Here is a 22,221-nt window from a genome sequence, read left to right on the forward strand (position 1 = left end):
GGCTCGATGAGCTCCAAACCCTCGGCGGCGTTGGGCAGGTGTCCGCGGATGCCTGGGCGAACCCCGGCTCATGTCGCAGGTGACCGGTGCCACCCGGTTCGGGTCACCGTTGTGGTCCATGAAATCCAACGCGAACCGTTTGACGGTGTTCGCGTCCTTGCCGGGCACCACGCGGATCACGTTGCGCTCCGCCGGATCGGCGACCACGGTGATGTACCGGTGGCCTTTGCGGCTGGTCCCGTCGATGCCGATCGCCTCCACGCCCGTGTCATCCCCGTACAGGCGGGCCTGGTCCACATAATGTCTGATGAACCGCCACGATCCCGTGTCATGTTCGCCGACCTGCCCGGCTATGTCCGCGACCGGCTGGCTTTTCGCCGGCTCCACGACCATCGCCTCGAACAACAGTGGACCCGCTGCCTGGACGGGCCCACGGCACCGGCACCGCACGCACGCCGTGCTCGGGGCATGATACGCGCGGCACGCCCGCGTGGATGAACGCCTGGTACCGGAAGAAGTTCAAGTGCCGCCACACCCGGTTGCTGACATCATGCATCGGGCACGCCTCCCGCCCGCACTCCGCATGCGGGCAAGAAAAACGCGAGCCGGGCTCGAATCCGATCGTGATGTGCAATTCGCGTCCGCCGCCCTCCCCGTCACGCAACTCCACACCCGAAACCCTCCAGGGATCAGGCAACTGCAAGGCGGCGGTGAACAACAACGTGGTATCCATACCCCCCAAACTACCCGCCAGCCACCTCCACCCGACCAGCCCACCCACACCAAACAGCGAAAAGCCACTTAACTTTTGTTTAAGTCTTGAAACCTCTTCCCCTGTCGTATTACAAAGATTGCACGCCTCGGCAGAGGCTAAAGAATTTCAATGGTTTCTTCTGAATTTCAAACTGCATATAGAACCGCCAATGAGCAAGGTTACGATTGCAAAGACAGTCATCGGTGCAATCTGCGATCCAGTGGAAGCCAAGGTTCCTTGCCTGTGATTTGAAATAGAATTGGTCGTTCCCTTACATGCATCCGGATTGCTGGAGGAAGGATGGGCAGGGTGAGAGTTTGACCCTCCGGATGGATTTGCCTGTGCAGTAGAAGCCACGATGAATGTGTCCACCGATTCGACTGATTGTCCGAGATCGTCAAAGTATGTGATTGTATATGAATATGATCCAGGCGTTTTCGCTCCTTCGAATGTTACTGAATCATTGCTACGAGAAACTGAGACGGATGCAGATGATGGATTTGATGCTGCCGGTGTCACCGTCGTTTTCTTCCAGTCTATGTTCGATGGATTGACTGTAGGTAACTGAGGAGCATTGGCCGAACGAACATCGTTCCGTACGGATGATTCCTTGTCATTGGCGACGTGCAGCACGCTATGCCGAGTGGCAGTCGGCGCCGGCTGGACATAAATCACGTCAGTCTGCGTGGTCACTGTCTTATTGTTTCGCAGATAGGTAACCTGCAACTGATATGTGCCAGGAATCGACATTCCGGGAAAAATCAGTTGTCCGTCCGGTTTGGCTTGAACTGAGTCCGCCTTCAGGTGGGCACCTTGTGGCTTCGAGAGCACCTTGACGCTCGCAGCATTCGGAACGGTGCTGGTGATGCCAGCAGATGTAACCTTTGATATTGCATTCTTGATTGTCAGGGATTTCTTAGCGGCGACCTTCGCATAGTCTACCAAGCCCATGTCTTCCGCAGCGAGAACCTTTTTTGCGGCATCGGATGTGGCATCAGAGGCAAACCATTGCTTGAGTTGGTCATTGTTCACCGCATTATCGATTGCTGCCATAATCATGGACTGGTCGAGCACAAGACGCCGATGTCCGATTGAACCTGTTGTTGGATTAACAGCGTCATAGAACCCGCCATCGTCTGAATATATCCCCGGATAATCCTTCATCAGCGTCTGAATATTGTCATAGGCCTGCTGCGGCGCTACGTCGAGGGCGAGGAACGAGGCGTGTGGTGTGACCGTGGATTCAATCGTGTCATCACAGATATTTGCCCCTTGCGCCAGCAGGGGAGCAGATGTGTTGGCGGTTGCTGTGCAGTCATTTCCCCAGGCTTTGCCAGTGGCACCAAAGGCATTGTATCCTCCCGTATCATCTGCCGTGGAAGAAGGCGATATGCCCCACACCTTATAGCCGAGCTTATCCGTGGCATATCTGATCTGTACCTGCGCATACAGTCTGTCGGCAATCCCGTAAGATTTGGTTCCCCAAGTTGTCTCCGGCACTATCTCATTCGCCATCAGAGCCTCGAATTGGCCTCCCCCATATGTTGGCAAGAAGGTGTAGGAGCTATCCGGATAGGTGTAGTTTCCCTCGAAAACATTGAAACTACCACCGGAAATGGGATCTTTGACCGTTGTCCAGAATCCTTGCGGAATCTGACCTTCCCAACTGGTGAAGTCGGGATCCGAATCGCATTGCTGAGGAGCAAGGGTCCGCCACGTCTTCCACCATACGTCTCCCGGCATCTGACCAAGTCCCATGCCCATGTACATCGAGATTCTTGGGTCGGAATATTGAGCGCCGTTATGATACATGTTGTCACTGGCATTGTCCGAGCCTACATATAAACCGCCATATTGCTGCCCCGTTGGAGGGTTATCTGCGAGTGTGCTGTTCACATTGCATGAGGTTTGCGCTCGGCTGTCATAGAAGACGCTAAAATCCATGTCGGAAAGCAATGCCGTGGCAAGGGATGAAACATGTGGCAATGCCCTGCGCACAACTACCAGACCAGATGCATACCAGCCATTGTCAACTGCCGAGAGAAAATTGCAGTTATCTTTTTCTCCGGGTGTAATCGTTGCCGGACAGTTGCCTTGCCCAGGATTTACTATTCGTTTACCTGTTGCAGTGTCATACCATTGGGTGAGAAATCCGTGATATCTGTCCATCGATTTCACTTCGGTCAACGTGTTTGTTGCCAAAGAAGTTGCTTCCGCCTTGGATATGATGCCCAGGTCAGAGGCTGAAACGATCGCCCACAAATATACCCCAATATTCGCGGAGGAAGTGTAGCTTCCTTTTTCATTTCCCGGACCAAGATTATCCATAGGCAAATGAGTGGTCGGATCGACGTCCTGTTCATAAAAATTCCATGTCGAGGATGCTATGGATTTCAATTCTGTAATTTGTTGAGAGTCCAAACCTTGCTGATTCGTCGCAGTTTCGAGCATTGAAGCAGTTAACAAATCCGCATTGCTCTGGTTGATTGAATTAGGTTCGGCGCTGGCTAATTGAGTCGATTCCAAACCAATCACAACCATGCCGACTGAAATTAATGCAGCTACAACCCTTTTGTATTGAAAGTTATGCATGCAAACCTTCGATTCTTTAGTTCTCTTGTCTTCTCTTTTTGTTCTCATAGACTAGATAGTCCATTACCTCTAGATACTGTTATTTATTGATGAAAAAAATGAAAGCCATAAAACCTCATTGATATGTATGCGCATTCATCCTCAGTTTCAATTGTACCATAGTGTACAGTATTTTCAATAATCCAGTGATTATATGATTCTTTAAGATGGTTTTGCCTGTCTGCAAGGGCCCAATTCATATCTGCTTGGCATAAATATGTAAGCGCTAACATATTTAAATTCGCTACGATTGCAGATATCCAAAGCAACATGGGTCACACGGCCAAGAAGCCAATCATTTCCAAAATGAGCGACACCGTATGATGGTTGAGAACCCAGACAGTGGAACACATCACAGGAATGGAAAGGCGCCGCGAATATCTCCATCTCTGGCAGCACTGTTTGTGTATCGTTCCGGGATCATCGATGATGAAGCCACATGCAGCTCGGACAGACGCGGCAAATATCCGAAATAGATCGCCCTGCAAGTAATTCCGAAGGATTGCCAGGATAGACACGGAATTCCTTTAAACGTTCGTTTTACGCACCAAGAGTTAACCTACACAGCTATCACCATAGGCAATCGAATCAACCGTGGTTGTTGATTCGTGCGCCAGTGCCAGCAGCATGATCGAGCTGATCCAGATCGGCAGGTGTGGGCAGCCGCCCACGATTCATCTCCCCCGCTTACGCTTCTGCTGCGTGACGTCGGAAGGGGATTGCTCTGTTTTGAGTTGCTTGGTTTCCTCTCTGAGTGCCTGGCGTATGTCGCTGACGCTCTTCTTCGCCTGTACACTGCCTTTGGTCTGGTAGCTGTAGCGTTGGCGCTGCTGCTCGTACTCGCTGGCGCTCAACGCCTGGTACACGTTCGGCGTCGCTGAATCATCATGACCACCGGGCTTGAAGCCGATGGACGGTAGGAGCCTCCTATCCTGCCCGGGAGGCAACGGCTTGGTGATCCTGTCGAACATGGCTTCCAGCTTGCTATGGTCCACGTTCTCGTGGGCGATGAACGAGGCCATGTCGTTCTCACGCTTGGACACCTGCGACCAGTCCAGGCCCCAACCGGCGTCACGGGCTATCAGCGTCCAGAAGACGCGCTGCGTGCGACCATTGCCCTCGCGGAACGGGTGCAGGGTATTGAAATTATCGAAGCTGACGGCCAGACGCTCGATGAACCGGCCGCGATCCAAGCCTTGCAGCATATGATCGTTGCGCAGCGTCGTCTCGGCGTACTGCACGCCTGTGGAGAAGAGTTGCAAGGGTTGGAAGACGCTACCTCCGCCCTTGCTCATGTCGATGGTGCGGATCCGCCCCGTCCACTCATACACATCCTGGAAGAGATAATGGTGGATCCACTGCAACTGGCTAACCGTACCCTCGGCCCTGAGAGGCATCCTGGGGAAGATGGCCGACACCTATGGCGAGAGAACAGTTGCGGTGGCGGGGTTCATACTTCAGACAGCAGGGTACGGGTGGATTGCCTTCGCTTCACACCCAGGCACGCCATACGCAACATTAGCGTTAGCGCTGTCAGTGTGCAGCGCAGACATATCGATGACGGACCTGCGCTGCAGAAAGCCATGCTCGGTTCCGTTGCAAGGGAATACATTACTAACGCCTCAGGCGTATTCAACGTATCAAGACAGCTGGGCGGCGCTGTAGGCACAGCAATATCCGTCATGGTGTTCTACCATTTCAGCACCACACTGTCATACCCCGCGTTCGCCCAAGGATTCACCGCAGTCATGACCGTCTCGGCATTGATATGCCTCGGGGCATGCTTCATGACATTGCTGACGAACAGCGCACACCAATAGGCGAATGCCCCCAACCTGGATCGAGCGCGCCAAAACGTCTCCACCGCGAGAAATGCCTCTTTCTCGTCCCGCAGATGCAGGACACCCGATTCCCCCAACAATCCCACGTCGAACAAAACTACAAGTCAAACGCGTCTCATGGTCCCAGACTCAGCGTCTGCCCAAAGAACAGTCCTTTCATTATCCGCGTTAATCAAAGTGAAGACCGTGTCAGGCACACTGACTGCAGAGGTGGGGGTTGTTTGCCTGTTTAACTGAGATTTCGCATGCACTGTTCCGCCGGCTGAAGGTATGCAAGGCAGCGTACTTTCTCTGACAGGACAAATTTTAGAGTATACTCGTTTTAGAGTATGCTCTATAACTATAGGTAGATTCAGCTAGCGCATCATCAAAGAGGTAGGAAGCATGACCACAGGAATGCAAGAGAGGATGAAGATTAGCCGCCGTGAACGTAACACCACTGCTACGCGTGCGAAAATTTTCGACGTTGCACATGAATTGTTTTCTGAAAAAGGGTATGACGCGGTAACTGTCCAACATATTGCTGACACGGCTGATATTGGTATCGGAACGCTGTTCTATCATGCATCTTCGAAAACTGAGTTGTTTCTCATGGTGTATAACTCTTCGCTGGAACAAGCAATACAAGCTGGCCGAAAAGCCCAGAATGATCTTCCGGCGGATGCTAGTCTTTGCGATCGTATTCTTGCTCTCTCGCTTCCCATTGCCGATGCGATGAACAGTCCTGAAGCTGGAAACTTTGCCAGATATCACAAGGAGTTGCTGTTCGGTGATTCCAACGATCGTTATAGGCGTGCCGGCATTGATTTGGTCAGAGGCTTTGAAAGCGAGGTTGCAGGTGTGTTAGGCGGCGCGCTGCATATTGATGCGCACAGTTTGCTGACACGACTGACCGCCCGTGCAATCTTCGCTGCATTGCATTTCGATATTGCCTTACCTGAGACGGATTTGAACCCGGCCACCAGATTCGCGGGTGCTGGTTCGATGAGTCTTCGCATGCAGATTCAGATTATCGTCGAAGGTTTTGAAAGTATCGGCGCACGCCACGCCACACCCAACCGTGGTGAGTTGAATCTGGGGACGCAAGCAGCTCACACCAGTGACGACAACGACTCTTGGTTGGCCGTCATCCCGGCTCACGATGTTTCCTGATAGTTCTATCGCAACAATTCACAGATATGTCATTAGCTTCGAAAGGAAATACTATGCATTACTCAAGTGGTAATTATGAAGCGTTCGTTCACCCACGCAAACCAGCTCGATCTGATTCAGTGTCAGCATATATTGTCGGGAGCGGACTAGCTGGCCTTTCGGCCGCCGTGTTCCTCATCCGAGACGGGCAGGTTGCTGGGGAGCGCATCCATATATTGGAGGAACTGCCGTTGGCAGGAGGTTCACTTGATGGCATTCAGCGACCTGATATAGGGTTCATCACCAGAGGCGGTCGCGAAATGGAAAACCATTTTGAATGCCTGTGGGACATGTACCGGTCCATCCCATCCTTGGAAGTTCCGGGAGCCTCATATCTCGATGAATACTACTGGCTTGACAAAGATGACCCGAATTCTTCAAACTGCCGACTCATACACGAGCGAGGTGACCGCGAGCCTAGTGACGGCGATTTCACACTCACAGATGATGCGCAGAAGGAAATCGTCAAACTGATACTGATGCCGGAGAGTGAAACCGGCGATAAGACCATCGAAGACTTCTTCTCTGAGGAATTCTTTGCCAGTAATTTCTGGTACTACTGGGCGACCATGTTTGCATTTGAAAAGTGGCATTCGCTTGCCGAGATGCGTCGCTATCTTATGCGGTTCATTCATCATATTGATGGGCTTCCCGATTTCACCGCGCTCAAATTCAACCGCTACAACCAGTATGATTCCATGGTCAAGCCTCTCCTCGCATACCTTGAAGAACACCATGTTGACATTCGCTATGGCACCACTGTTCGCAATATTGAAGTCGAATCGCATGGGGACAGCATCGTTGCGAAGAAACTGATCCTCACTGTCAGCGGCGAGGATCAGGAACAGCCATTGAGTGAGGATGACCTGGTATTCGTCACCAACGGTTCCATCACCGAATCGACGACCTATGGAGACCACCACACTCCTGCGCCCGTCACCAAGGAGCCAGGAGGCAGCTGGACCCTTTGGAAGAACCTCGCTAAACAGTCACCTGAGTTCGGGCATCCTGAAGTGTTCTATAAAGGTTTGCCTCAACGAAGCTGGTTCATTTCTGCAACAGCGACCATAGAAAACACTGAAGTCGATCCATATATCGAGCGTCTGACCAAGAGACCTCTGCATGACAACAAAATCAATACCGGCGGTATCATCACCGTCACCGATTCCAACTGGCTGCTGAGTTTCGCCGTGCATCGTCAACCTCACTTCAAAGAACAACGACCGAACGAAACCACTGTGTGGATTTATGGCCTGTATTCCGATACCGAAGGCAACTACGTGCACAAGAAAATTACCGAATGCACTGGTGAAGAAATTACTCAGGAGTGGCTCTATCACCTTGGTGTTCCCGAGGCGCTGATCCCGAAGCTTGCAAAACAGGATTCCATCAACACCAACCCTGCATACATGCCGTTCATCACGAGCTATTTCATGCCACGCAAGGCAGGCGACAGGCCTGCGGTAATACCACAAGGATCAAAGAACCTTGCCTTCATCGGCAACTTCGCCGAATCACCCACCAGAGACACGGTATTCACCACCGAATATTCAGTACGCACGGCAATGGAAGCGGTTTACTCTTTCCTCGATGTGGAGCGCGCTGTGCCTGAAGTATTCGGATCCACATATGACATCAGAGAATTGTTGAAGGCAGCTTACTATCTGCGCGATAGAAAGAGCCTTCTCGAAGCTCCTCTGCCAACTAAATTACCAATACCTGCTCTTGTGAAAAACAAAGCATTACACAAAATCCAAGGCACCTGGATAGAAGAACTCCTCAAAGAGTCCCACCTCCTGTAAAACGGATTGAATTCAAAATCGATTCGTAACCAGGATCCTCTACAACAGGACTACGGAAAACGCATCTTCTCTCGGCCAAGTCAAAAATACGCATAGCCAAGAGAAGATGCATTCTTGATGCCATCATTACCTTGTCATGTGGCAATGCCCACAGTTTCTCCGTGAAACACCTCCGCAGATGATCACAAGGCCATACCACAGTCATACGAATCCATACGCTTTCTTTCCAAGCTGAAACGCCCCACCGCCAGCCAGCATACGAGGCAGTCGAATCAACCGTGATTGTTGATCCATGCTCTAGGAGAATGGTCGAACTGATCCAGATCGGCGGGTGTGGGCGGCAGCCCACGATTCATCTCCCCCGCCCGTGCCGGTACTTCGAGATCTCAGGCGGAGATTGATCTGTCGTGAGCCGCTTGGCCTCCGCCTTGAGTTCCTGACGTAGGTAACTGGCGGTCTTCTTTAATTTGGACTTGTCACTGCCTTTGGTCTGGTAGCCGTAGCGTTGCCCCCTGCCGCTCGTACTCGCTGTCTGAAAGCACCTGATAGGTGTTCGGCTGACCTGGCGTCTCAACCGTGCCGCCCTTGAAATCGATGGAGGGTGGGAGCCGTTGATCCTGCCTGGTGGCAGGGGTTGGGTGATCGTCTCGAACATGTGCGTCAGCAGGTGGTAGTCCACGTTCTCGTGCGCGATGAACGAGGCGACATCATTCTCACGCTTGGACACCTGCGACCAGTCCAGTCCCCAGCCGGCATCCCTCGCTATCAACGTCCAGAACACGCGCTGGGTACGGCCGTTGCCCTCACGGAAGGGATGCAAGGTGTTGAAATTATCATAATTGGCGGCCAGACGTTCTATGAATCGGTCTCGATCCAAGCCTTGCAGCATATGATCATGCTGCAGCGTCATCTCGGCGTACTGAGCGCCTGTGGTGAACAGTTGCAAGGGTTGGAAGACGCTGCACCCACCCTTGCCCATGTCAATGGTGCGGATCCGTCCCACCCACTCATACACATCCTGGAAGAGATAATGATGGATCCACTGCAACTGGCTAACCGTACCCTACGCGGTCAGGGGCATGATGCTGAGTTTGCTGTAACGGACATTGACCAGATCACTCTCAGCGTCAGCCAACGCCTGCCTGCTACGGGCACTCACCCTGTTGCGCAGCACGCTGGCGCCAGAAATCAGATACGGGTCAATGCCCGTATCCACCGGTCATGCTGTTTCCAACCCATACCGGACACGAGTACGGTGAATCAGCCCATCCTCATCGATGAGGCCATCAATATAATCCTGCGCATCACGACGGTAGGCGTCGGTGACGCGCCCGCCTTCAAGCTCGGCGGAATGCATACCATCACGAACAACCAAGCTCCGACGCGTGCGCTCATCCATCACACCCTCCTGAATTCGAATCCTCTATTATCTCACAAACAGCGGAATCACACCGTGCCACACGCTGGGTGAGCAGACTCACAATCTGTGTCTTCTCGCTCCGGCTCATGGTGAACCGGTCGAATTATCCCCGCGAATGCGGGGCACGTCCCAAGTTGAAACTCCACAGTCAACTTCTCAGGGGGATCATCACCGCGAATGCGATGCACGGAACTTCATGATTTCACTTGGATGACATTCTCAGTATAGAGGCAAACACCCCTGCGAAGAATGTAACGAACGCCACGTGACGGAGCTGTATCCGACAACGAGAGTCCGCGGACTGCACAGGTTTTGGTCCACGATGGCCGAACGCGCTTGCGGCTGCGGTGAAGGATCCACGCAAACCACGTGATTCGCCACCGCAGCAGGTATGCTCAGACCTTCGCGACCGTCACGCCCAACTCACTCGCGCCTTCATCCGCAACGATCTCCAGACTGGTCGCCAGCGTCTCACGCGCGATGAGGTCACGGAACTGCTCGGCCTTGGGGGCGTCGGCCGCGGGGACGACCAAGCGCAGCGAGATGCGGTCTGAAATGTCCAGTCCGGTCTCCTTGCGGGCGTCTTGGACGGCGCGGATCGCATCGCGGGCGTAGCCTTCGGCCAATAGGTCAGCGGTGATCACCGTATTGAGAATCACGAAGCCGCCAGAGGGCAGCGCCGCCGAGGCGACGTCTGACGAACGCGCGGCGTCCTGTTCCTCGACCTGATTGAGCAGCTCGTATTCGCCCGCCTCCAGCGCGACGTCCCCATTCGGGGTCTCGACCACAGGCGCACCCGTGGCGGCGTCCACATGCCAGGCACCGGTTTTGGAGGCCTTGATGCAGAACTGCACCTGCTTGCCTAGGCGCGGGCCGGCGGCACGAGCATTGACCTTGAGCTCGTGCAGCACCTTGAGACCGTGTCGTGGCGCATCTTCAAGCGTGGAGAACGTTACGCGCTTGACGTTGAGCTCGGACTCGAGCAACTCGGCGTAAGCGGCCGCGGCATCCGGATTCTCGATCAACACCGTGAGCTCGGACAGCGGCTGACGCACGCGAATCTGCTCCGCCTTGCGCAGCGAAAGAGTGCCGGAGACGATTTCTCGGACCTGTTCCATCGCGGCGACGAGCTCGGGGTTGGCCACGAGTACGCGCCCCAGCTCGGTCGCGTGATCGTCGGCGCCGGATGCATGCTGCGCAGCCTCGGTACCAGCACCGGTATCGGCAGCGCCAGTCCCCCGGGCAGCGCCAGTCCCCTGCTCAGTGAGGAATGGCCAGTCGGCCAAGTGCACCGATTCGCCGCCCGTCAGGCCGCGCCACACGGTTTCGGCCTCCATCGGGGCCAGCGGGGCCAGCACGCGCATGAAGGTTTCCAACACGGTGTACAGCGTGTTGAACGCCTGCTCATCCTCATGCCAGAAGCGATCGCGGGTGTTGCGAATATACCAGTTGGTCAGCACGTCAAGGAAGTCCTGCGCTGCGGCACAGGCGTCGGAAATCGCGAAGTCGTCCAGCGCTCGCTCCACCTGTTCCACGAGCATCCGCGTGCGGGCCAGCAGGTAGCGGTCCATCTTAGGCAGGCCGGCCACCTCGTCGGGTTTGAGACAGCGGGCGCTGTAGCCCGCTCCCCCGTTGGCCGCGTTCGCGTACAGCGTGAAGAAGTAGTACGAGCTCCATACGGGCAGCATGACCTGACGCACGGTGTCACGAATGCCCTCCGCCGTGACGACGAGGTTACCGCCGCGCAGAATCGGAGAGCTCATGAGGAACCAGCGCATCGCGTCGGAACCGAACTTGTCAAACACGCCGTTGACGTCCGGGTAGTTGCGCAGATGCTTGCTCATCTTCTGGCCGTCGCTGCCGAGCACGATACCGTGGCAGATCACGTTCTTGAAGGCCGGGCGGTCGAACAGCGCCGTGGCCATGACGTGCAGCAGATAGAACCAACCACGCGTCTGGCCGATGTATTCGACGATGTAGTCGGCCGGGTAGTGCTGCTCGAAGTACTCGCGGTTCTCGAACGGATAGTGGAACTGCGCGTAGGGCATGGAGCCCGAATCGAACCAGCAGTCGAGCACGTCCGTGATGCGGTGCATGTGCGACTTGCCGGTCGGGTCGTCCGGGTTGGGCCGCACGAGCTCGTCGATGTACGGGCGATGCAGATTGACCTTGCCATCGCGGTCACGCGGGTAGTCGCCGAAGTCGCGCTTGAGTTCGTCGAGCGATCCATACACGTCCACGCGCGGGTAGCGGTCGTCGTCCGAGACCCACACCGGAATCGGCGATCCCCAGAAGCGGTTGCGGGAGATCGACCAGTCGCGCGCGTTCGCCAGCCACTTGCCGAACTGGCCATCCTTGACGTTTTCGGGAATCCAGTTGATCTGCTGGTTGTTCTTCAGCAGCCGGTCCTTGAACTTTGTCACGGCCACGAACCAGGACGACACGGGCTTGTAGATGAGCGGCGTGCCGCAACGCCAGCAGTGCGGATAGGAGTGCACGTAGCTCTTCTCCTGGAACAGCAACGCGCGGTGCTCGGCCGGGATCTGGTCCAACGGTCCGTCGCCGGCACGCAGGTTCCTCAGGATCGGCAGATTCGCATCGAAGACATACATGCCCTCGTACTCCGGGCAGGCGGAGGTGAAATGGCAACCGACGTCGAGCACGTCGGTGGTCTTGATGTCGAACTTGTTCAGCGTGTTCATATCATCCTCGCCGTAGGGCGCCTGATGAACCAAGCCGGTGCCTTCAACGGTGTCGACGTAGTCGGCCAGCAGAATCTGATAGGCGTTCGGCCCGGGCATGCCGCCCTGGGCCGTCGCCTTCTCCCCCGCGAAATAGGGGAACACCGGCCAGTAGCGCCAACCCTGCATGTCCTTGCCCTTGAGCTCGCGAACCACCTCGTAGTCCTCGCCCAGCTCCTTGGCGTAGGCACCGAGCAGGGGCTTGCCCAGATAGAACTTCTTGCCGGCGAAGTTGCCGGATTTCGGGCGCACCTCGACATAGTCGATGTCGGCGCCGACGACGATGGCGAAGTTGGTCGGCACGGTCCACGGAGTCGTGGTCCAGAAGACGGCATAGGCGTCCTCCTCGTCGCGCAGCTTGACTGCCACCGAAACCGTGGTGTCCTGCCGATCCTTATAGACGTCGGCGTCCATGCGAAGCTCATGTGCGGACAGCGGCGTTTCGTCTTTGGGGCAGTATGGCAGCACCCGGTAGCCCTGATAAGCCAGACCCTTGTCGTAGAGCTGTTTGAAGGCCCAAATCACCGACTCCATATATGGGGTGTTGAGCGTCTTGTAGCCATGCTCGAAATCGACCCAGCGAGCCTGGCGATGCACGTAATCCTGCCATTCATGCGTATATTTCAGCACCGAAGCGCGGCAGGCGTCGTTGAACTTCTCGATGCCCATCTTCTCGATCTGATCGACGGATTCGATGCCCAGTTCCTTCTGCGCCTCGAGCTCGGCGGGCAGGCCGTGCGTATCCCAACCGAAGACACGGTTGACGCGGTGGCCCTTCATGGTCTGGTACCGCGGAATGACGTCCTTGGCGTAGCCGGTCAGCAGGTGGCCGTAATGCGGCAGGCCGTTGGCGAATGGCGGGCCGTCGAAGAAGACGAACTCGTTCTGGCTGTGGTCGCCGGAGGGACGGCGGTCGATGGACTTCTGGAAGGTGTCGTCCTTGTCCCAATACCTGAGGACATGCTCCTCAAGCTGGGGGAAACTGGGATTCGGCGTCACTTGCGCTTCTGTTCCCTCGACGGAAGCCTTGGGATACACATGCGCAGCGCTGGTTGCGGTGGTCTCGCTCACGATTGCTCTCCTCGTGTGGCAGGGTGTTCATTGCTACCACGAGGACGATGGCCGCATATCGCAGTGCCCCTGCGATTCGCCCGCCACCGCGGTACCACCTCGTTTGCGCGGGCGACCGGTTCGAGACCGATCGCCCGCGCCACTTGAGTACGGCGCGTTCGCGCCGATTTCGCCGGTTCTACTGGGCGATGCCCGCCCGCCGCATGCTCCCGGAACCGGGACCACGGGGCGGCCAATCACGCTGTTCTTCCGAAGGCTCCCCGCTGATAACGGATCGACGCCTGGTGTCGCGACACACTCTACCACCCGTGGGAGCCAAGCCGGCGAGCACGTCTCGCGACCATCCGCGCTATGCGAAATAGGCCCTGATCTGCTCGGCGGTCCCGTAGGAGGCCTGGGCGCCTCTGCCCGTGGCTGCGTAGGCCGAGACGTAGGATGCCAGTCTGGCCGAACGATCCAGCGCGAACCCGGAGGCGAGGCCGGCCAGCACAGTGCCCATGTATGCGTCGCCGCATCCAGTGGTGTCGACCACGTCGACGTGCACGGGGTTGATGACGCTGACGGGCGTATCCGACCGGGCATCGAGTACGACCGATCCGTCCGCTCCCAGGGTGACGATCGCCTGATCGAAGCCCAACGCGTGAAGACCAGCGATGACCCTCGCCCAGTCGTATGTGGACCAGTCGTCGTCCTGCGGTTCGTCGAGGTCGAGCATGGCGGCCATCTCATGCTCATTGACGAGCAGCACGTCGCAGGCCTCGGCCAGAGCGCGCGGTATCACGGGGATGAACGGTGAGTTGTTGAGCAGGACGCGCCCAGCGAAATCGTGACAGATGCGTGCCGCGGCGGTCACGGCATCGATCGGGCTTTCGAGACACAGACCGAGCGTGCCCGAAGCCTCGATCGCCGTCCGTGCGGCATGCACGTACTCCGTATCCACGCGTGCGTTGGATCCCGGGGAATACACGATGGTGTTCTCGCCGTGCGCGTCGACGGTGATCACCGTGGTGCCACTGGGACCGGGGGCATGCATGACCTGGCTGGTGTTCACACCGGCCTCGTTCAACTTGCCCAGCAGCAGATCGGCATTGGCATCCGAACCCACGGCCCCGAACAGCCTCGATTCCACGCCTAGGCGGGCGGCCGCAGCCGCCTGGTTGCCCGATTTGCCGCCGGGCAGGATGCGCAACGGGCCACCATTGACGGTCTCCCCCGGTCCGGGCAGACGTTCGGTGGTCACGGTGTAGTCGGCGTTCATGGAACCGACCACCGCGATCGTGCCATCGAGGCGATCAAGGTCGGCGAGTGTGTCATACGTGGCCATGGCGGTCACCTTTCCATCCGTGGTCATTGCGACCGGTCTCAGCGGGAATGTCATACACCGACGCGTCGTGCATCGGGTGATGCGCGACGCGTCGGCCATTCATGAATACGTCATTCATCGATTCGCCGCGTAGATATGCCTGCGGAACACGAGGAACACGACCAGCCCCAGCAAGACCACGGCCCCGCAGATGAGCAGCAGGTTGGCGTACGAACTGGCGTTCCCGGAGACGCCGAACAGGCTGGCTCCGCCCAACGCCGGGGAACCGATCAGACTGCCGATGATGGCGATGCCGATCGATCCGGCGACGTTCATGACCAGATCGTTCATGCCGACCCCTCGCCCGGACTCGTCCTTCGGCAGGGTGTCGAGCACGCTCGACACGACCGGCGAGTACATGAGCCCGGCGCCCGCGTAGAAGACCGCGGCCATGATGGCGAGCACGAGGAACCCGGATTCTATGCACACCGCGACCCCGACGAAGCCGGCGAGCATGAGGCAGCCGGCGACGATGATGGCCGCCTGACGACCGATCCGCCCCACGATGGCACCCGAGGATGTGCCCACGACCGCCGCGACGACGAACGCCCACACGAGGTAGTTCGAGACGGTCGAGGTCTGCATGCCGTACAGATTATGCGCGATGGCATTGAACACCGGCGAGATGCAGTAGTTCACGAAATAGAACACGAGAATCAGGCTGATGGCGCACAGCCACCGGGTGTTGCGGAAGAACGCCGAAGTGATGAATGGATGATCGGCGGTCCTGATGTAGTAGGCGAAGCCCAGGAATAGGACGGCCGCGATCAGCAGCATCCACCAGCTCAGATACGAGAAAAACAGCGTGAGGAAGGCGGTGGCCACGCCGAAGATCGCGAACCCGAAACCGTCCACCCGCTGACCGCTGTGGTTGCCGTCAGGAAGATTCTTGAGCAACAGCGGCAGGAACACGATGGTGACGGCGGGGATGAGGAAGAGGAACTGCCAGCTGATCGAGCTGAGCATACCGGCGGCGAAAACGCCGATGGCGGCGGAGAGCTGATACCCCGCGGTGAACAGGCCGAAGAAGATGACCTTGAGCGAGTTCTTGAGATACTTCGTGGCCACGACCAGGTAGACCGAACCGGCGACCTGCTCACCGGCGGTCTGCAGCACACGGGCGATGATGACGGTCCACAGATTCGCACTGAAATAATAGTTCGAGATGAATCCGAACAAGGACCCGATGAGCAGCGTCACAAGGCCGAACGCCACGAGTTTCTTGAGCGATACGAAGTCGCCGAGGGAACCGTAGATGAAGCACACGATGCCGAGCACGATGCTGGGCAACGCCGTGATGAGCGACGCCTGTCCGGGTGCCCGCACGGCCTCCCCCACCTGGGTGAACACCAGGTTGAACCCCTGCAGGCACAACGTGCCCAAAATGAAGGTGACGAGCAACGGGACCAGTGCCCGTATGGCCATGGCATTGGTCTACTCATCCACGTCCGTGGCGTCCGTACCCATGGAAACCGCGTTATCCGAATGATCCGACATGATATCGATACCTTTCCTTGAACGCTCCGTTAGCATGCGGCTTGGGCGACCGCGGTGATGCGGGTCATGAATTCATGGAGGAAGCGGTCCACGTCGACGCCGACCGCGACCTGCATGGTCTTGACCGGGTCGTTGAGCCGGTCATTGTCGCCGATGGTGCGGCCACGGGTGGGCCCCTCCACGTCGACCTTCATGTTGATCGGCAGTGTGGTGACCAGACTCGGGTCGACGGCCACGCCCACGGCGAGCGGATCGTGCAGGCCGCAGCCGCCCAACTTGGGCGCCGTCGTCTCATAGGCCTTGATGTAGTAATCGGTCATGTCGGCGAGGAAGGCGCCGGCTTTGGTGCCCAGATCGCGCCAGCGTTGGGTCTGGCGGTAGGTCAGGAGGGTCTGCAGCGTGACGTCGAGGCCCACCATCGTCGCTGGTGCACCGGAACGGAAGAGCTCGTCGGCGGCGTCCGGATCCTGTGAGATGTTCGCTTCGCTCCAGGCGTTCACATTGCCGCAGGCGGTCAATGCGCCGCCCATGAGGACGATCCTGCCGATCTGGTCCTTGATCTCCGGGGCTTTGCGCAGGGCCGCAGCGATGTTGGTCATGGGGCCCGTCGGCACGTAGACCAGATCCTTGCCGTAGGTCTTCACGGCGTCGATGATGAAGTCGACGGCCGACTCGGTTTCGGGTTCGCGATTCGAATCCGGTATCGACACGTCGCCGATGCCGTTGTGGCCATGGATGAACGCGGAGATCTCGCCCACGCTGAACGCATCCTTGCGCATGGCATGCGGCAGGCCTGGATAGACCTTCACCTCGGGATGACCCAACAGGTCGGTGATCGCCAGATCGTTACGCAGGCCCTGCTCGAGCAGCACGTTGCCGTAGGTGCCCGTGATGCCGATGAGGTCCATCTCCGGGCTGCCCAGCGCATAGGAAATCGCCAATGTGTCGTCGACGCCAGTGTCCAAATCGAGTATGAGTTTCGTCATGATATCCACCTTTCCCTGCACGGTCTCGTCGCCGTGCGCTATGGAGGGTTCTATCGTCTCCACTCTAGGCGTACCGGACTCAACGTTCCAACTCGACACCCGAGGACCGGCGGATATCCCGGCATCCGGCGACATGACACGATGGCCCGCATCCTGTTCAAGGATGCGGGCCATCGCTCGGATTGCGCCTACTCCAGCTCGACGGCGCCCGTGTACAGCTGGTAGTACTCGCCGTGCTGGGCGATGAGCTCGTCGTGCGAACCGCGCTCGATGATGCGGCCGTGGTCGAGGACCATGATCACATCGGCGTTGCGTACCGTGGAGAGCCGGTGGGCGATCACGAAGACCGTGCGGCCCTTCATGAGTGCGTCCATCCCCTGCTGCACGACCTCCTCGGTGCGGGTGTCGATGGAGGACGTGGCCTCGTCGAGGATCATGGCCGGCGGGTCGGCCACGGCGGCGCGGGCAATCGAGATGAGCTGACGCTGACCCTGCGACAGGCCGCTGCCGTCTCCCTCGAGCACCGTCTCGTAGCCCTGTGGCAGCATGCGGATGAAGTCGTCGGCGTTCGTCAGCCGCGCGGCCTCGATGCACTCCTCGTCCGTGGCGTCGAGCCGGCCGTAGCGGATGTTGTCCATCACGGTGCCGGTGAACAGGTTGACGTCCTGGAGCACGATGCCCAGGGAGCCGCGCAGGTCGGGCTTGCGGATGTTGCGCACGTCGATGCCGTCGTAGAGGATCTGGCCCTGCTGGATGTCGTAGAAGCGGTTGATGAGGTTCGTCACCGTGGTCTTGCCCGCGCCCGTCGCGCCGACCAGGGCGATCTTCTGCCCGGGCTTGGCGAACCAGGTGATGTCGTGCAGCACCGGCTTGTCGGGGTTGTATCCGAACGTCACGTCGGTGAAGCGCACATCGCCGCTCAGGAGCGTGAGCCGCCCATCGGAGGACGTGACGGCGTTACTCTTCGCCTTCACGGCCACCTCGCGTGCGTCGCCCTCGAGCTTGGACGCGGCCGCCAGCGACCTGGTGCCATCATCGTCGGCCTCACGCTTCCAGGCCCACTGGCCGGTCTCGCATACCGTCTCGGTCATGGAGCCGTCGGCCCCGATCTCGACGTTGACGAGGCGGACGGTACCGCCGTCGCTTTCGCTGGGTTCGTCCATGAGGGTGAAGATGCGGGAGGCGCCGGCCAGCGCCATCATCACCATGTTGAACTGCATCGACACCTGGCCGATGGGGTTGATGAAGGCTCGCGACAGGGTGAGCAGCGAGATCAGCGTGCCCAGGGTCAGGGGGCCCATCCCGGTCATGCCGAGGTTGTCCCACCCGGCGATGGCCATGGCGCCGCCGATGATCGCGATGAGCACGTAGAGCAGGTAGCCCATGTTGGCCGTGACCGGCATGATGCTGTTGCCGTAGGTGTTGGCCGAAGCCGCGGCGTGGAACAGCTCCTCGTTGCGCCGGGCAAACTCCTTGCTGGTTTCGGGCTCATGGTTGAAGACCTTGATGACCTTCTGGCCGTTCACCGACTCCTCGACGAACGCGTTGACCGCGCCGAGGGTCTGCTGCTGGCGAATGAAGAACATGCCGCTGCGGGTCACCATGGCGCGAACCAGCACGATGAGCAGCACGGTGAACAGGATGGTGAACGCGGTGAAGGGGATGGAGAGCCACAGCATCGAGAAGAGGGCCGCGATCACCGAGACGCCCGAGGAGAACATCTGCGGGAACGACTGCGAGATCGCCTGGCGCAGGGTGTCGGTGTCGTTGGTGTACAGGCTCATGGTGTCGCCGTGCTCATGGGTGTCGAAATAGCGGATGGGCAAGGCCTGCTGGTGGGCGAACATCTCGTCGCGGATGGTCTTGAGGGTGCCCTGCTCGACGGTGATGATGAGCCAGTTCCACAGCCAGGTGCTCAGCGTGCCGACTAGGTACAGGCAACCCATGAGCACGAGGGCGCGCACGAGCGGCCCCCAGTCCGGGCTGGCCTTGCCGACCAGCGGCAGGATGTAGGTGTCGACGAGCGACTGCAGGAACAGGGCGGAGCCCGCCTGGGCCGCGGCGCCGATCAGGATGCACAGCACGATGACGCTGACCCGCCACCGGTAGCGCATGACGTATCCGAGGATGCGCTTGGTCGTGCCGGGCTTGATCCGGCGCATGCGCGATGCCCCCGGTTTGCCGGCGGCGCGCCCGGAGGGCTTGCCCGCGGGTGCCGCCTTGGTCGTCTCGACGGGGCGTGACGGCTTACCGGCCGTTGCGGTTCCGGACATGTTAGGCATCCAGATCGCCTCCTTGGTGTTGGGTCTGCGATTCGTAGATGAAGCGGTATTCGTCGCAGGTGCGCAGCAGTTCCTCGTGCGTGCCCTGGTCGAGGATGCGGCCGTCCTGCATGACGAGGATGAGGTCGGATTCCTGCACGGAGGCGACGCGCTGCGCGATGATGATCTTCGTGGTGTCGGGGATCTCGTGCTGCAGGGAATGACGGATGAGCTGATCGGTCTTCGTGTCGACCGCGCTGGTCGAATCGTCGAGGATCAGGATCTTGGGCCGCTTGAGCAGCGCGCGGGCGATGCACAGACGCTGGCGCTGGCCGCCGGAGACGTTGGTGCCGCCCTGTTCGATCATGGTGTCGTAGCCCTCCGGGAACTCCTGGATGAAGCCGTCGGCCTGCGCTTGCTGGCAGGCACGGCGCAGATCCTCGTCGGTGGCGTCGGGATTGCCCCACCGCAGGTTCTGGGCGATGGTGCCGCTGAACAGCACGTTCTTCTGCAGCACCATGGCGACCTGATCCCTCAGGACCGTCATGTCGTACTGCCGCACGTCGACGCCGCCCACCTTGAGCGAGCCGGCGCTCACGTCGTACAGACGCGGGATCAGCTGCACGAGACTGGACTTCGATGAACCCGTGCCTCCCACGATGCCGATGGTCTGGCCTGAATCGAGCCGCACGCTGATGTCGTCGAGCACCGGCTTCTCGGAACTCGAGGAATAGCGGAAGGTTACGTGGTCGAAATCGATCGAGCCGTCGGCGACCTGCATGACGGGGTTCTGGGGGTTGCGCACCGTGCTGCGTTCCTGCAGCACCTGGCACGTGCGCTCCGCGGAGGCCTGGGAGATGATGACCAGGACGACGACCATGGAGAGCATCATCATGGACATGAGGATCTGCATGGCGTAGGTCACCAGGGCGGTCAGGTCGCCGGTGGTGAGGCCCAGGGCGGCGTTGTTGCCGGAGGCGACGATCTGCTGGGCACCCATCCACGAAATGAGGATCATGGTCACGTACATGCACAGCTGCATAAGCGGCGAGGTGAAGCTCAGGAATTTCTCGGCCTTCATGAAGTCGGCGAAGATGGAACGGGAGATGCGCGCGAACTTGTGGTTCTCGAAATCCTCGCGGTTGTAGGACTTCACGACGCGCACGCCCTGCAGATTCTCGTCCACGACGTTGTTGAGCCGGTCGTAAGTGTGGAAGACGCGTTCGAAAATGGGGTGCACCACGAAAATGACACCGAACATACCCAGCGCCAGCACCGGGATGGTGCCGAGAAATACCAGCGATATGGTGGGGCTCGTGCGGTAGGTGAAGATCCACGCGACGACGATCATGACGGGGGCCCTGACCCCCAGGCGCATGATCATCTGGAAGGCGTTCTGCAGATTGGTCACATCCGTGGTCAGACGGGTGATGATCGAACCGGTCGAGAACCGGTCGATGTTGGTGAAGCTGAAATCCTGCACGCGGCCGAACAGGTCGTGACGCAGGTTCTTGGCGAAGCCCGCGGACGCGACGGCGGCGAAACGGCCCGAAAGGAAGCCGCACAGCAGCGACAGGATCGAGCATCCGACGAGCATGCCGCCGAAGCGCCAGACGTCGGGCATGGAGCGGGCCATGATGCCGCGGTCGATGAGGACGGCCATGAGCGAGGGGATGAGAATCTCCAGCAGGCTTTCCACGATCACGAACGTCGGGGTGAGCAGCGTCGGTTTGCGGTACTCCCTGAGGCTGGACGCAACGTACGCAGCAGATGCTTGGGTGCGGACGGCTCGGTGCCGGCCTGAACGGTGGCTTGCGTCACTGATCCTCCTTGTTGGTATTGGCCTGATAAGCAGTGGTGGCGGAGTCGGAACCGGAGGCGGCGTCGAACGAACGCTGGGCCATGTCGACGTTGTTCCGCAGGCGCTTGAGATACTCCGCGAGCTGGCGCTCCTCACGCTCGGAGAACCCGGCCATGAGCTGGCGCTCCATGCGCTGGGCGTTCTCGCACAATTCGGCCACGATCGCGTTGGCCGCATCGGTCAGCGTGATCCTCTTGAGCCGTGCGTCGGCCGCGACCGACGTGCGCACGATCAGCCCTTTGCGCTCCATGAGGGAAAGCACCCGGGAGGCGGTGGAACGCGTGATCGAGAAACGACGCTCGATGTCATGCTGAAACACATCGCTCCCCTCGCTCTTGGCGAGGAACATGATGATATGCACATTGCCGCCGGTGACCTTCGTGCTTTCGGGCATCGTGGAGGTCAGGTACCGACGGATGGACCTGCTCACGCCCTGCATCTCGAGACTGAGCAGGCTCGCGGCATCGTCATGCCCCCCACCGGGGTCATGATCGCGCATCGTGACGGCGCACGTTTGGTTCATGGGCAACGATTCCTTCCGTACCATACAACCGTTCTGCATACAACAGTCGTACATACAACAGTTGCATATACAACAATGCGGGTATGACAAACACGCTCATGGCGCATCAGGCGTGTCGTTCGCCGCGTCATGGACAGAATCGTTGGCATGCCAACGACAACGCGCCGTCGGAGCCGACCGAAGTCAGTTCCGACGACGCGTTGATGTGACGAAGATTACTCGGTGAGCGCCCGGTCCCCTACGCGATGCGGGCACCACCGGCAGCGCATGCCGGATGCC

General features: G+C 58.5%; 13 protein-coding genes and 2 pseudogenes. 2 read left to right on the forward strand and 13 right to left on the reverse strand.

The features are described 5' to 3' along the window. From BMON_RS10295 to BMON_RS10635, 3 genes and pseudogenes are all read right to left on the reverse strand, one after another. Positions 1-733 (reverse strand): annotated as a pseudogene (locus BMON_RS10295) (transposase); the annotation flags it as partial. A 147-nt stretch (positions 734-880) separates the two neighbouring features. Continuing rightward, positions 881-3,346: a glucoamylase family protein gene (locus tag BMON_RS09415; RefSeq protein WP_161786318.1), complete on the reverse strand. Its 2,466-nt coding sequence runs from the start codon at positions 3,344-3,346 to the stop codon at positions 881-883. A gap of 713 nt (positions 3,347-4,059) precedes the next feature. Further along, positions 4,060-4,749 (reverse strand): Fic/DOC family protein, encoded by a 690-nt coding sequence (locus tag BMON_RS10635; protein WP_051917738.1) that lies wholly within the window; start codon positions 4,747-4,749, stop codon positions 4,060-4,062. A gap of 861 nt (positions 4,750-5,610) precedes the next feature. Between BMON_RS10635 and BMON_RS01415 the strand changes: the two genes are divergently transcribed. Both BMON_RS01415 and BMON_RS01420 read left to right on the forward strand, forming a co-directional pair. Then, positions 5,611-6,378 (forward strand): TetR/AcrR family transcriptional regulator, encoded by a 768-nt coding sequence (locus BMON_RS01415; protein WP_051917739.1) that lies wholly within the window; start codon positions 5,611-5,613, stop codon positions 6,376-6,378. A 53-nt stretch (positions 6,379-6,431) separates the two neighbouring features. Next, complete coding sequence (locus BMON_RS01420) at positions 6,432-8,219, forward strand: oleate hydratase (protein WP_033512380.1); 1,788 nt, start codon at positions 6,432-6,434, stop codon at positions 8,217-8,219. 352 nt (positions 8,220-8,571) lie between these two features. Here the strand turns inward: BMON_RS01420 and BMON_RS09125 are convergent, their stop codons facing one another. The 10 genes and pseudogenes from BMON_RS09125 to BMON_RS01465 form a co-directional block, all read right to left on the reverse strand. Continuing rightward, on the reverse strand, positions 8,572-9,267 hold the full coding sequence (locus BMON_RS09125) for a Fic/DOC family protein (protein ID WP_051917740.1): 696 nt from the start codon (positions 9,265-9,267) through the stop codon (positions 8,572-8,574). Positions 9,268-9,282: 15 nt separating this feature from the next. Then, a complete protein-coding gene (locus BMON_RS09820; RefSeq protein ID WP_156098609.1) occupies positions 9,283-9,435 on the reverse strand; it encodes a hypothetical protein in 153 nt (50 codons plus the stop codon). 3 nt (positions 9,436-9,438) lie between these two features. Then, complete coding sequence (locus BMON_RS09825) at positions 9,439-9,618, reverse strand: antitoxin VbhA family protein (RefSeq protein WP_033512379.1); 180 nt, start codon at positions 9,616-9,618, stop codon at positions 9,439-9,441. 416 nt (positions 9,619-10,034) lie between these two features. Beyond that, positions 10,035-13,454, reverse strand: a complete 3,420-nt coding sequence (ileS, locus tag BMON_RS01435; protein ID WP_272944895.1) for a mupirocin-resistant isoleucine--tRNA ligase — start codon at positions 13,452-13,454, stop codon at positions 10,035-10,037. Positions 13,455-13,800: 346 nt separating this feature from the next. Next, positions 13,801-14,775, reverse strand: a complete 975-nt coding sequence (locus BMON_RS01440) for a ribokinase (protein WP_033512377.1) — start codon at positions 14,773-14,775, stop codon at positions 13,801-13,803. Positions 14,776-14,889: 114 nt separating this feature from the next. Beyond that, complete coding sequence (locus BMON_RS01445) at positions 14,890-16,239, reverse strand: MFS transporter (protein WP_051917743.1); 1,350 nt, start codon at positions 16,237-16,239, stop codon at positions 14,890-14,892. A 101-nt stretch (positions 16,240-16,340) separates the two neighbouring features. After that, the gene (locus tag BMON_RS01450) at positions 16,341-17,297 is read right to left on the reverse strand and encodes a nucleoside hydrolase (protein WP_033512494.1); all 957 of its coding nucleotides are present in this window, start codon (positions 17,295-17,297) and stop codon (positions 16,341-16,343) included. Positions 17,298-17,485: 188 nt separating this feature from the next. Beyond that, complete coding sequence (locus tag BMON_RS01455) at positions 17,486-19,459, reverse strand: ABC transporter ATP-binding protein (protein WP_051917785.1); 1,974 nt, start codon at positions 19,457-19,459, stop codon at positions 17,486-17,488. Between the two features lie 112 nt (positions 19,460-19,571). Further along, positions 19,572-21,379, reverse strand: a pseudogene (locus BMON_RS01460) (ABC transporter ATP-binding protein). Then, on the reverse strand, positions 21,376-21,942 hold the full coding sequence (locus BMON_RS01465) for a MarR family winged helix-turn-helix transcriptional regulator (protein ID WP_237745280.1): 567 nt from the start codon (positions 21,940-21,942) through the stop codon (positions 21,376-21,378). The pseudogene BMON_RS01460 and the gene BMON_RS01465 overlap by 4 nt, the downstream one beginning before the upstream one ends. Positions 21,943-22,221: the final 279 nt, after the last annotated feature.

It is taken from the genome of Bifidobacterium mongoliense DSM 21395 (assembly GCF_000741285.1).
Classification (GTDB): Bacteria; Actinomycetota; Actinomycetes; order Actinomycetales; family Bifidobacteriaceae; genus Bifidobacterium; species Bifidobacterium mongoliense.